The 12,117-nt window shown below is 61.8% G+C and carries 11 protein-coding genes and 1 tRNA gene; 7 read left to right on the forward strand and 5 right to left on the reverse strand.

The window, feature by feature from the left end:
• Window positions 1–26 precede the first annotated feature (26 nt).
• The 5 genes from rph to speB all read left to right on the forward strand — a co-directional run bounded on the left by rph (window position 27) and on the right by speB (window position 3,949).
• Window positions 27–758 carry a ribonuclease PH gene (rph, locus tag J5J06_08945; GenBank protein ID MCO6437199.1) on the forward strand — a complete coding sequence of 244 codons (732 nt, stop codon included), beginning with the start codon at window positions 27–29 and terminating at the stop codon, window positions 756–758.
• Between the two features lie 7 nt (window positions 759–765).
• Window positions 766–1,668: a hypothetical protein gene (locus J5J06_08950; protein ID MCO6437200.1), complete on the forward strand. Its 903-nt coding sequence runs from the start codon at window positions 766–768 to the stop codon at window positions 1,666–1,668.
• A complete protein-coding gene (locus tag J5J06_08955; GenBank protein ID MCO6437201.1) occupies window positions 1,644–2,264 on the forward strand; it encodes an XTP/dITP diphosphatase in 621 nt (206 codons plus the stop codon). The genes J5J06_08950 and J5J06_08955 overlap by 25 nt, the downstream gene beginning before the upstream one ends.
• A 169-nt stretch (window positions 2,265–2,433) precedes the next feature.
• The gene (locus J5J06_08960) at window positions 2,434–2,964 is read left to right on the forward strand and encodes an arginine decarboxylase, pyruvoyl-dependent (protein MCO6437202.1); all 531 of its coding nucleotides are present in this window, start codon (window positions 2,434–2,436) and stop codon (window positions 2,962–2,964) included.
• A 103-nt stretch (window positions 2,965–3,067) separates the two neighbouring features.
• Window positions 3,068–3,949: an agmatinase gene (gene speB, locus J5J06_08965; GenBank protein MCO6437203.1), complete on the forward strand. Its 882-nt coding sequence runs from the start codon at window positions 3,068–3,070 to the stop codon at window positions 3,947–3,949.
• 51 nt (window positions 3,950–4,000) lie between these two features.
• Here the strand turns inward: speB and J5J06_08970 are convergent, their stop codons facing one another.
• From J5J06_08970 to ilvC, 4 genes are all read right to left on the reverse strand, one after another.
• Window positions 4,001–4,702 (reverse strand): response regulator transcription factor, encoded by a 702-nt coding sequence (locus tag J5J06_08970; protein ID MCO6437204.1) that lies wholly within the window; start codon window positions 4,700–4,702, stop codon window positions 4,001–4,003.
• A gap of 385 nt (window positions 4,703–5,087) precedes the next feature.
• Complete coding sequence (locus J5J06_08975) at window positions 5,088–7,268, reverse strand: ABC transporter ATP-binding protein (protein ID MCO6437205.1); 2,181 nt, start codon at window positions 7,266–7,268, stop codon at window positions 5,088–5,090.
• A gap of 362 nt (window positions 7,269–7,630) precedes the next feature.
• Window positions 7,631–8,530 (reverse strand): endonuclease/exonuclease/phosphatase family protein, encoded by a 900-nt coding sequence (locus J5J06_08980; GenBank protein ID MCO6437206.1) that lies wholly within the window; start codon window positions 8,528–8,530, stop codon window positions 7,631–7,633.
• Window positions 8,527–9,552 (reverse strand): ketol-acid reductoisomerase, encoded by a 1,026-nt coding sequence (gene ilvC / locus J5J06_08985; GenBank protein ID MCO6437207.1) that lies wholly within the window; start codon window positions 9,550–9,552, stop codon window positions 8,527–8,529. The genes J5J06_08980 and ilvC overlap by 4 nt, the downstream gene beginning before the upstream one ends.
• A 101-nt stretch (window positions 9,553–9,653) precedes the next feature.
• Between ilvC and mgtE the strand changes: the two genes are divergently transcribed.
• Together mgtE and J5J06_08995 are read left to right on the forward strand one after the other, a co-directional pair.
• Complete coding sequence (gene mgtE, locus J5J06_08990) at window positions 9,654–10,994, forward strand: magnesium transporter (protein ID MCO6437208.1); 1,341 nt, start codon at window positions 9,654–9,656, stop codon at window positions 10,992–10,994.
• A 442-nt stretch (window positions 10,995–11,436) separates the two neighbouring features.
• Window positions 11,437–11,509 (forward strand) — tRNA-Phe (locus J5J06_08995).
• Window positions 11,510–11,960: 451 nt separating this feature from the next.
• On the opposite strand, the gene J5J06_09000 is transcribed toward J5J06_08995, so the two are convergent.
• Window positions 11,961–12,083: an IPTL-CTERM sorting domain-containing protein gene (locus tag J5J06_09000; GenBank protein MCO6437209.1), complete on the reverse strand. Its 123-nt coding sequence runs from the start codon at window positions 12,081–12,083 to the stop codon at window positions 11,961–11,963.
• Window positions 12,084–12,117: the final 34 nt, after the last annotated feature.

Below are 12,117 nucleotides of genomic sequence, written 5' to 3' on the forward strand. Positions count from 1 at the left end.
AGTACTGAAGCCAGGGAGGTTTCATCATTTCCGCACGCATCGATGGCAGACGCCCCGGCGAACTCCGGCCGGTTTCATTCCAGCGAGGGTACACCCGGCATGCCGCCGGCTCCGTACTCACCCGCGCGGGCGACACTGTCGTCCTATGCACAGCGTCCTTCGAACCTGGCGTACCCAAGTGGCGCGAAGGCTCGGGCAAAGGATGGGTCACCGCCGAATACGACATGCTTCCCGCCTCTACGCACCAGCGGCGCAGACGCAATCGCACACAAATCGATGGTCGTTCGCAGGAAATCCAACGACTCATCGGCCGGGCGCTTCGGGCGATTGTTGATTTCGAGGCCTTGGGCGAGAATTCCATTCTTATCGACTGCGACGTGCTCCAGGCCGACGGTGGCACGCGGACCGCGAGCATCACCGGCGCCTACGTAGCCCTTTGCGACGCCGTCGCGGTTGCCCGAGGCGAGGGCCTGATCCGGAAGTCCCCCATCCTCAGTTCCGTGGGCGCCGTCAGCGTCGGGATCGTGGACGGTCGGGGTCTACTCGATCTGAATTACGCCGAAGACGTGGCCGCCGAAGTGGACTTCAACGTGGTGATGACGGGCAAGGGAGCATTCGTCGAGGTCCAGGGAACGGGGGAGAAAGCCACCTTCTCCCAGGAGCAACTCGCTACCATGATCAGGCTCGCCTCCGGCGGAATACGCAAGTTGATCCGTGCGCAGCGAGAGGCGCTGCGGAAACCTCTCCGGTGGAAGTGACAACACCATGTCCATGATTCGCGGGTCTTCACTAATTTACGGCAGCGGACCGGTCGCACGGTTGGGCTACGTTTGCGTCGCGATGATTGTCACCCTCGCCGGATGTGCAGGAACAACGTCCGCTCCGCGAATGAGCTCCGCCGATTCTGGCGGCTTCGCCGGGCGACTCGAGCGCGGCCGGGGTGCACCGTGGACGATCCTGTGCTTCGAGCGGCAGGGAGATGATCGCATCATGGTCATTCGCCAGCTTGCGGAAACGCTGCGTCGGACACCCGGCGTCCGTCCCGGCGACGTCATGGTGATCGACGACGATCAGGAGGGCTTCACCCGCCTCTATTACGGCGTCTACTACCGCAAGACGGACCCGTCCGGGCGCCGCTCCATGCCGCCGCGCATGGACAAGGATCTGATGATGATCAAGAGCCTGGGCACGCCGGACGGCCGTCGTCTCTTCCTCCAGGCCCGCCGGGTCCCGGTCCCACTTCCGGATGTAGGCCCCCCCGAATGGAATCTGGCTTCGACGAGTGCGGTGTACTCGCTTCAGGTCGGCGTATTTCAGCCGACGGACGACTTCTGGGAGTTCAAGCAGGCCGCGGTCGACTATTGCCGGGCCCTCCGCGAAGAAGGCTACGAGGCCTATTATTACCACACCCCATCCGCAAGCATGGTTACCGTCGGTACGTTCGGGGAGGACGCGTTGGTCCCGCAGGACCGCGGACTCTGGAGATACAGCGCAAAAATCGAGCGGCTTCGCAACAGCTCCGACCTTCTCCGCTACAACGTGCTCAATGGCGCCATCTACACGGCCATGTCGGATAGGGACCAGAAAGTACCGGTTGAATCCCGCCTGGTGCGCGTTCCTCGATCCGGAGACGGAGGAAGTTCTTGGAATCTGCTCCCGCCATCGTGATCGCCACCTCCAACGCCGGAAAGTTAAGGGAAGTTCGCCAGGCGCTGGCAGAGGTGCCGGCCCGCTTGCTTGATTTTACCCATTTTGATGCGATCTCGGAGCCCGAGGAAACCGGCGAGACTTTCGCGGAGAATGCTCGACTTAAGGCGGCATACTACGCGTGCGTCACCAATCAGGTGTGCATTGCCGACGACTCCGGCCTGGAGGTCGGCGCTCTTGGCGGCCTTCCGGGGGTGCATTCCGCCCGTTTCGCCGGGTGGCCGCGAAATGACGCGGCTAACAATACCGAGCTGATCCGGCGCCTGGCGGGCGTGCCACCCGAGCGTCGAACGGCCCGGTTTCGGTGCGTGCTCGCGCTGGCCCGTGGGACAGAAGTCTTGCAGTGTGTTGAGGGCTCCGTGGAGGGCATCATCATGGACACCCCGCGTGGCACGAGCGGGTTCGGCTACGACCCGCACTTCTACATTCCGTCTTTGGGGAAGACGGCGGCGGAGCTCGACCCGGTGGAGAAAAACCGTATCAGCCACCGGGGTCGGGCCTTGGCTCGACTCGTCCCGCACCTGGTGGAACTGATACAGAATCAGAAACTGGCGTAGGCGCGCCGGGGCACCTCCATTCGCCGCCGGAATCCGCAACAGGTTCCGTGTCCAATCTCTTGTTACGCAGACCGACGGGTGTACAATCCCCCTTTTCGTGATGGTTGGCCGCGCGTGACCCGTTGCACAAGGAGCCTGCGAATTGCTGACTTCATTCGTCCCCCGCTACATGTTCTTCACCAAGGGCGTCGGCAAGCACAAGGAAAACCTCCAGTCGTTTGAGGAAGCCCTGCGGATCGCCGGGATTGCCCACTTTAACCTGGTCCGGGTCAGCAGTATTTACCCGCCGGGCTGCCAGATCGTTACTAAACGTCGCGGTCTGGAGATGCTCAGCCCGGGTCAGATCGTGTTTTGCGTGCTCGCGGAGTGTCGCACCAATGAGCCCAACCGCTTGGCCTGTGCGGGCATCGGGCTCGCGCTTCCCAAGGACAAATCCAAACATGGGTACATCTCCGAGCACCACGGATTCGGCATGACCCAAAAGGCCGTAGCCGACTATGTCGAGGACATGGCCGCCACCATGCTCGCCACGACCCAGGGCATCGATCTGGACCCGGACAAGGCCTACAACGAGCGGATGAACATCTATCGCACGCAAGGTCTTGTCGTCAAAACCCGGGCCGTGGTGCAAACCGCCGAGGGCGACAAGAACGGCCTGTGGACCACGACCGTGTCCGCGGCGGTGCTCATTCCGGGCTGATGTTCTCGGCAACGGGCAATTGGTCGGCGATCGGTACACCTGCGCCCGGGGCTCCCCTGTCCTGCATATTCGTATCCAGTTCGCTTCTCCTGGGTCAACTCCAATGAAGCTGGCAACCAACGAGTTTCTGGCCATCGAGGGCAAGCGTGCAACCTATGAAGACGCGCGCTTTATCATCCTGCCGATTCCATACGACGCCACGACGTCGTACCGCGCCGGAACCCGAAACGGTCCCGGAGCCATTCTGGAAGCATCGCGCCAGGTGGAGGATTTCGACGAGGAACTGGGAACGGCGCTTTCCGGATGTCGAATGGCGACGCTGGAGCCGCTGGAAGTGCGCGCGGATGGTCCCGCCGCCATGCATGATGCCATCTTCCGATCGGCCAAGCGCGTGATCCGGGACGGAAAATTCCTGCTCTCGCTCGGCGGCGAGCACAGCATCACGTCCGGTCTGGTCCGGGCCGTCATGACCAGGCATCGCAAGCTCTCGGTTCTCCAGATCGACGCTCATGCCGACCTCCGCGATCAATACGAGGGAAGCCCATACTCCCATGCCAGCGTGATGCGACGAGTTCTTGAACTCGGCGCACAGATCGTGCCCGTGGGAATTCGCAACATCTCGCACGAGGAAAATGCATTCGCCAGGCGCGAGAGGCTGCGTATCTTTTCCGCGCGAGAATGCGTGAAGAACGACCATTGGATGGAAGACGTTGTCAACGCGCTTACCGACCCTGTCTACATCACGGTGGATATCGATGGATTCGACCCGGCATTCGCTCCGGGAACCGGAACCCCGGAGCCCGGGGGGTTGGACTGGTACAAGGTGACAGCCCTTCTACGGAAGGTGATTGAGCAACGCAATGTCGTGGCGGCCGACGTCGTGGAAGTCATGCCCATTCCCGGTCAGAGCGTCACGGAGTTTCTTGCAGCCCGATTGGCCTACAAGATCATCGCATACGTGCACCATTGCAGCGCTCGCCGATGATGCCATCCGCTGCCCCACGGCTCCGAACCCAACGGCGCTGCGGCGGCCAATCTACGGGCGCTCGAGACCCTCGCGAATCGCAAACCGGGCGACATCGACGCGATCCTTCACGCCGAGTTTCCGCATCAGATGGGTGCAGTGGTTCTCGACGGTCTTGGGACTCACCGACATGACCGAGGCGATTTCCTTGTTCGACAACCCCCTGGCGATGTAGCGCACGACATCGCATTCCTTGGGGGTCAAAGCGCCCAATCCGGATCGGGCGCAAACGTCATCCCCCGGTCTTGAGGCCTCCGCGACGATCAGCTCACGAATCGACTTCGAAAACCAGGTTCGACCTCTCGCGACAGCCCGCACGGCCTCCACACAATCGGGCGCGGGATCAGTCTTCAGCAGAAAACCCATTGCCTTTACGTCCAGTGCCTGTTTCACAAAATGGTCGTGGCGAAAAGCGGTATGGAATATGAAGCGGATGTTCGGATCGCGCGACTGAATACGCCGAACCGCATCAAAGCAGCTCAGCCCCGGCATATCGATATCCATGATGACAATCTCCGGCAGCAGTTTCAACGCGATTTCGATTGCTGCTTCGGCATCGCCGGCCGTCCCCACAACTTCAATCTCCGGATCTCCCACGAATCGCAGTTGGATCGCCTCGCAGACAATCGGGTGATCGTCAACGATCAGCAGCCGTTTCCGGGAGTGGGACGCGCTTTCAGGAATTATCCTGTCGCCGCTCAGTTCAGAATCCATTCAATACTCTCCGAATTGCGGAGTTTCACACGCCGCGGGCCCGTCGGGGTAGATACGTCCCCTCGTCGGCGGGCCGAGTGTGGCGATTCGGCCATTTTCGCGAACTCAGTCGGCGACCGTAATAATCCTCACCAGTCCGACGCGAGGCTCACCCCGTCCGATCCAGGCGGGGATTTCGCCCAATGGACGCGGAGCGCGATCCGGCGCAATACGAGCCTATTGCGAAGCTCGCTGCGCCAGACTCACACTTTCTTGGTAATCACTTGTCGCGCGAATGTACTCAGGACATGTCTGTCGGTACCATGTCCGGTCCTTTTTCCGGTTTCGAACATATCCCCGACTGGCGATCAGTGTAGCGTGGCGTCTAATTGCCGTCCAGCACAATTTACCGGGCAGGACCGAATTGCGTCTCGCACAATGCTTGATAGAGTTTGCAGCGCTCAATAAGCTCGGCGTGCGTTCCGGAATCAACGATCCGCGCGTCGTCCATAACCACCACGCGAGCCGCGAATTGTATCGTGCTCAAACGATGGGCGATGATGATTGTGGTGCGGTCCCGGCAGAATTCCCGGAGGGCGCGCTGAATATCGGCTTCCGACTCTGAGTCGATCTGGCTGGTCGCTTCGTCAAAGACAAGAATCGGCGCGTTGCGGAAAATGGCCCGTGCGATGGCCAGACGCTGACGCTGCCCACCGGACAGCGTCGTCCCTCTCTCGCCGAGCGTCGCCGCGAACGCACCGTTCAATTGCTGAATGAATTCTTCCGCCCGCGCACGGCGAGCGGCCTCCAGCATGCGCGGCTCATCTTCGATTCCAGCCCCATAGGTGATGTTTTCCGCCGGCGTTCCTTCAAAAACGATGGAATCCTGCGTGACCAGACCGATCTGACGCCGAAGACTGGTGAGCGATGCGCGCCGCAGATCCAAACCGTCGTAGCGGACGGCACCTTCCGTGGGGTCATAAAGTCGTGGCAGAAGGCTCAGCAGCGTGGTCTTGCCCGATCCGTTCGGCCCCACAATGGCAACCGTCTCACCCTTCCGGATCGTCAGACTCACTTCGTGGAGTGCGGGTTTCATTCCGCCGGGATAGGTGAAGGAAACGCGATCGAATTCGATACACTCCGTCAGCGGGCCGACGTCAATTTCAGCGGCGGACAACTCCCGCTCCACGGGATGATCAATCACTGCGAAGATCCGCTCTGCACCCGAGGAGGAACGCTTCACGCGCACATACACGTCGCTCAGCTTTCTCAATGGATCGAACAGCACCGACAGCACGATTCCCAGGCCGGCGAACTCCGCGAATGGCAGCTGTTCCTCCAGCACGCGGCCCGCCAGCCATACCGTTCCGATACTGGCCGCAATTACGGCCAGTGTCTCCACCATGGGGCTGATAAACGCCTCCAGCTTCGCCAGGTGATACTGCTGCTCATAGACGTGCAAATCGATTTGTGCGAGCCGGTCCCCTTCCTGCCTTTCCGCCGTATAGGCCTTGACCACTTTGAGATTCTGAAGGCTTGTGGTCAGTGCCCCGATCATCCTCCCGTATGCTTGCAGAAGCTTCGTATTGGCTTTCTTGACGCTTCGACCTACGAGGAAAAAAATCACGAGTGTCAGCGGAACCACAACGAGCATGACCAGAGTGATCCGCCAGTTGATCGCAAAGGCCATCGTCAGGATGAACGCCGCCCGCAACGGCTCCCGGATCATCTTGCCGAACAGCGTGCGCAGGCCGCGCTGGATTTCCTGGATGTCCTGGACGAACCGGGTGATGACGTCGGCCGTGTTCTGCCGGGCGAAGTAGCTCATGGGAAGCTGGAGGGTGCGGTCGTAGAGTTGCTCGCGGAGGTCCATCATGGCCCGCAGCACCGCCCGTGACATCAACACCTCGCCGGCGTAGCGGAAGAAGTTTGCCACGACAACGAGGCCCACGAGCGAAACGAGCAGGACGCTGAGCGTCTTGATCTTCTGGCGGGCCACGGCCTCGGCGTCGCCGTGGTCCTCCCGGTCATCAGGCATCCAGCGCAACGACCAGGCCAGCAGGCGTAGCTTCCAATCAGTCTTGGCCGGGCGCAATTCGATTCGTCGATTTTCGCCCTCCTGCCCGGCGGACGAGATCAGCTCGAACGGAACGGGGGCACCTGCCTCGATCTGCGCTGCCCTCTGAAGCGTGTCTCGGATCGAAACGCCGTCAGCACCGGCCAGCTCCTCGCCCGGCTGAACCCCTGCTCGGGCCAATTCGCCCTTGCGGTCCACCTTGACGACGCGCACCACCGACGCATTTCCTTCGGCAACTCGGGCAAACTCACCGCCAAGGCGATCTCCGGCGACGGTTCGATGGACCCAGCCGTGAACCCCTTCGCGCTCCAGCAGGACGTTGAAAACGGGGAAGACACCTCCGATACTGAGCGTGTGGGCGCCGGCGAAAATCGTCGTGAAGACGAGCCCCACGATCAGCCAGCCACGGTAGGGCCCGAGCAGTCGAACCAGGCGGAGCAACTGCCGCGGGCGCAGCGGTTCCGTCGGGGGGCGGTCCTTGCTTTCAGCCGAGACGTATAGAGCGTCCATCAGGTATTCGGGCCTCCTCGGGAGGCTGCCGGCGCGGTGATTCCGTGAAATCCTGTCACTTGTTCGTTCTCAGACGGCGGCGTCCAGGAATTCATGGAACATTGGAGCCCCAATGTTCCAACCTCGGGCGAAGCGCATCGCTGGAAAAAGATCCCTGCCGCTACGGATCCTTCAAAGCGGAAACGGGTCCGGAACCATCGAGAAGAAAGCGGAGAAAACCGCCAGCCAGAACACGATCAGCGGTACGAGGTAAGCACCCACGATGCACTCCTTCCTTTTGACCGGCCGTTCCGCCGCGCCGCGGTGAGAATCCGGTCTGAGTGAAATCGAGCATTCTCTGTCGCCGGTCGATCGGGCAAGCACTATTTCCCGGGCATTCGGGCACCTGCTGACTCGCCTTGCCAGCGCACATCCGCCCAAACCGGCAGATGATCGGACACCTGAGTATCGATCATGCCGTAGCCGGCAAACGCCAACTGCGACGAAATCAGAATCCAATCGATTCGCCGGTCGGGCTTGCCGGCCGGAAACGTATCGAGGTCCGTCGCTTCCGGCTTCCATGCGGTGAGCCCGAGACCGGCAATCAGCATTTGCACGGCGTCCCCTTCCTGCGTCCACCGGCTGTTGAGATCGCCCATCAGGATCATCGGCAAATCGGTTTTTCGCAACTCCGCCATCAGCCGCGTAACCTGCTCTCGTCGCGATGCACGATCCGACGAATCCAGATGAACGCCGACGACAACAACCGCTCGACCTTCGAATTCGATATTCGCTCCTACCGCACCCTTCGTATTCCACGATTCCGTGGGCAAGGGCGACGACCAAGTGCCCCGTAGCGGCGGGCGCGCGAGTAGGGCAGTGCCGTACTGCATTTCCATTGGCCCGAGCGCCGCCCGGCAGTGGATTCCGTGATAGCGGTGTTCGAACCCCGCCTGTCCCGCGAGGTATGCCAGGTGATCGAAGGAGCCCGTCCACGAAGAAGGCGCATCAACTTCCTGCAATGCAAACACATCGGCGTCGATTCGGTGAAGCACTTCGGAAATCTCATCGAGCTGGTTCCGGGCCTGCTCCGCCGTGATTCCCACCATGCCGGGCGTCTTTCCCCGCCCGTGGGCGATGTTATACGTCGCGACTCGCAGCGCGCCCGCCGGCTTCTCGCCCGGCGCCGCGCGCACAGACGAACTCGGAATCGCCGCGATCGCCGCCGTCAACACGGCCCACAGCGCGCTCCGAATCGCTGGAAAGCCAAACCGCCCTTTCACGCGCCTTGATCCCCACCAAGCCACGGCATCCACGAGCGTACCGTTCGACCGGCCTGTTCAAACGAGGAGCTTCGATCCGCGGCACGCCATTCAGCCAACCGAGCTGCGCCGCTCTCTGCCTCTTCGATCCACTCCCGCGCAAATGATCCGTCGCGCACCTCGGCAAGGATCTCACGCATGATTGCCCGGCCCCGCTCGCCAACCAGCCTCGGACCGCGGGTTCGGTCTCCGTACTCGGCCGTGTTGGAAACGCGCTCGCGCATGCCCGCCAGCCCCTGTTCATACAGCAGGTCGACTACCTGTTTGAGCTCGTGGACGCACTCCAGGTAGGCGAATTCCGGCTCGTATCCGGCTTCAACCATGGTCTCAAAGGCTGCCCGGGTCAGTGCGCTGACTCCGCCGCAGAGCACGGCCTGCTCGCCGAAGAGATCGGTCTCGGTCTCGACCGCAAACGTCGTTTCGATGATCGCGGCACGGCACGAACCGATCCCCGCCGCCCAGGCCATCGCCCGCCGCCGCGCGGTGCCCGTGGCGTCGTGACTGATGGCCAGCAGCGCGGGCAGGCCCTTCCCCTGCTGAAATAGGGACCGAAGCAATGTCCCCGGGCCCTTGGGCGCCACCATGACGACATCCACGTCTGTTGGGGGGCGAATGAATCCGTATCGAATGTTGAACCCGTGCAGAAAGCCAAGGGCCTGTCCCGGGCGTAACCGCGTTGTGATCTCCTCCTCAAACACGCGTCCAGCCGACTCATCCGGCAGGCCCACGATCAGGAGGTCGGACTGCGCGGCAGCGTCCCCCGCCGATTGAACAATGAAGCCGTCCGCATATGCCCGGTGCGCACTTGGACCGGGGTGTTGCCCGATACTGACGTTCGCACCGGAATCGCGCAGGTTCAGTGCGTGCGCCCGCCCCTGGTTGCCGTAACCAATGACCGCCACGGACAGCGCCCGAATGTCAGACGAATCGACCACTTCCTTGGACAACTGGACTGCCAATCCGATCCTCCAGCCAATCGCCATGGACTCGTCGAACCACGCGATCGGCGCGTTGCGTCAATCCCACGTGTGGGCATAATACGCCGTTTCATTCGAGCATGAAACATCCGGGAACACAGGCCACAATGGGCACCGAAACCGTCGATCTTCACAAACGCTTCGACGAGGCGCTTGCGCTGCCCGATGATCAGCTTGCCTCTGCGCTGGCGGAAATACGCGCGGCCGACATTGCTGAAGCGTTCACCTTCCTTCCCGACGAGGACCGTTCCCGCATCCTCTTTGCGCTTCCTCCTCACACGGCCGCCGAAGTGGTCATTCTTCTCGACGAAGTCGTCCAGGGCGAGGTCGTCGACGAACTCGACACCCGATCGCTGACGGACATCGTCGCCGAGCTTGAACCCGATGATGCCGCGGACGTGCTTTCCGCGCTGCCCGTGAAAGTCGCGGATCAGGTGCTTGAGCAACTGGACGACGCCAAGTCGGACAAGATCGAGGAGCTGCTGACCTACGACGAGTCCACGGCCGGCGGAATCATGACTCCCGACGTCATCGCCGTTCCGGGCTCAGCCACGGTGGGCGACGCCATCGAACGCGTTCGTGAAGCCAGCGAAAATGAGGATGTCCACGGCATCTATCTCATCGACGACGCCTCCCGGCTGGTGGGCACGGTTTCGCTTCGAGATCTTGTCACCAATCCGCTGGACACTCCCCTTTCGGAACTCGCGGAACCTGACCCGGTCACCGTCTCGGTCGACGACGATCAGGAAACGGTACTCCAGGTCATTCGAAAGTACGACGTGCCGGAAGCGGCCGTCATCGATGAGCACGACCGCCTCATCGGCCGCGTCACGCACGACGACGTCATTGAGGTCGCCGCTGAAGAAGCCGAAGAAGACCTTCTCCACATGGCCGGTACGGACGTCTCCGAGCTTGAGACGCACTCGCCGTTTGAGGCGGCCCGCATTCGGCTCTCCTGGTTGCTGCCGTGTATGCTCGTAACGATGATCACCGCCGCTGTACTGCGGCTGGGAGAGCATGCCTTTGAGGTCACGCTGTTCGCCGCACTCGCGCCATTTGTACCGTTGATCGGTGCCATCGGCGGAAACAGCGGGATTCAGATCTCCACGATCATCGTTCGCGGATTCTCCACCGGAGATTTCGCCGCGAGCCGGCTCAAGCACGTGGTCGCCCGGGAATGGCGCATCGGCGTGGTGATGGCACCGGTTTGTGGTGTCACGGCTTTTCTTCTTGCCGCCATGCTCACCGAATGGCACGTTGCCGCAGCAGTTGGGTTTGCCATGACGGCCGCCATACTTACCGCCGGGGCATTGGGTATAGCCCTGCCATTTATCTTTCGGCGGATCGGAGTCGACCCGGCCATCGCCTCCGGACCGCTCATCACCACGCTGAACGACATGATTTCAATCACGATTTTCATGTTGGTCGCGCTGGCGATTCTCACGTAGTGATGTGCGTATGCTCTTGAGCAGTGCCCGCTTAAGTTCCCCGCGAGGAAGTCTCTTCTGACCCGTAGCCTTCAGCCTGCACGGACATTCCTGAAGTACCGAAAGCCAGGCGCGCGGCGCGACCGGGCCTCTTTCCCCTTCGGTTCTCTACCGCTCTTCGAACATTGGTCCGGCGAAGCCACTCGCCATCGTGTCGTCTGCGGTGTCATGCGAACAAGACGCCGGGGCCGCGTATGGCACGGCCGGGCCGATACGATCCGTCTGGCCAACGTCCCCGCCATGTGGCAGCAGAGGAATCCGAGTCCCGGCTGAACGCCGCCCCTTGACGCGCGAGCGAGAGCGGACTTAGTATCGCCGTCCCATCGGAGTTGCTGGGAGGATCGGCGCGGGTGCCGACGGTCGTGCTGGTGCGACCGCATCCGGCGAACCCGATGGAGCAACCGGGCAGGTAGCTCAGTTGGTAGAGCAACGGACTGAAAATCCGTGTGTCGGCGGTTCAAGTCCGCCTCTGCCCAGTGACACGCAAGTGCCGTCAAACCCTGAAATGGGCTGATTTTCCAGAGAGTAACGACCCACCCGCTGAGACTCGCTCGCCACGCTCGCGAGCCGAACCGCTTACCTTGCACATGCTTGGTTCCGCGAGTGCATGAGCATGCGTATTTTCACCGGCCACGCTTGTGCGCTTCCGCTGTTGTTCGTCCCTGCCCCGGGGAAGGAAGCAGGACGGCAGACAGACCGGGTACATGCGCCGACACCTGCGTCTGCCGATCCTTCGTCAGGCTGACCATCAATCTCTTTGCGGGTATCGGAGGAGGCGCGCTTCGGCCCCGGCTTCAAAAACCTCGTTCACTTGGCCGACCAATCGGGGTGTGAGGCTAGCAGGCAAGACACAGGATAGGTGGCGGCTCGCCCCTGCCGCGATGGCAAGGGCGAGCGCTCCCACCAGTTCGTCTCCTCGGTGATCGACTACGGACGTCGACCTTGCGCGACCTCCGCAACCTGGCGTCCGAAGTACAGCTTCCCGGCCACCAGCAGCATCAATGCCAGTACGGCCAGGCCCCATTCCGACGCCGCCGGGATCTTCCCGATGCACGCCTTCTCGCACGTCTCACCGAAGCCACAA

Source organism: Phycisphaerae bacterium (assembly GCA_024102815.1).
GTDB lineage: Bacteria > Planctomycetota > Phycisphaerae > UBA1845 > UBA1845 > JAGFJJ01.

Coding starts and splice junctions, on each gene's coding strand:
- J5J06_08970 (MCO6437204.1), bottom strand. CDS start 4,702: ATGGATTCTGAACTGAGCGGCGACAGGATAATTCCTGAAAGCGCGTCC.
- J5J06_08950 (MCO6437200.1), top strand. CDS start 766: ATGTCCATGATTCGCGGGTCTTCACTAATTTACGGCAGCGGACCGGTC.
- mgtE (MCO6437208.1), top strand. CDS start 9,654: ATGGGCACCGAAACCGTCGATCTTCACAAACGCTTCGACGAGGCGCTT.
- J5J06_08960 (MCO6437202.1), top strand. CDS start 2,434: ATGTTCTTCACCAAGGGCGTCGGCAAGCACAAGGAAAACCTCCAGTCG.
- speB (MCO6437203.1), top strand. CDS start 3,068: ATGAAGCTGGCAACCAACGAGTTTCTGGCCATCGAGGGCAAGCGTGCA.
- J5J06_08975 (MCO6437205.1), bottom strand. CDS start 7,268: ATGGACGCTCTATACGTCTCGGCTGAAAGCAAGGACCGCCCCCCGACG.
- ilvC (MCO6437207.1), bottom strand. CDS start 9,552: ATGGCGATTGGCTGGAGGATCGGATTGGCAGTCCAGTTGTCCAAGGAA.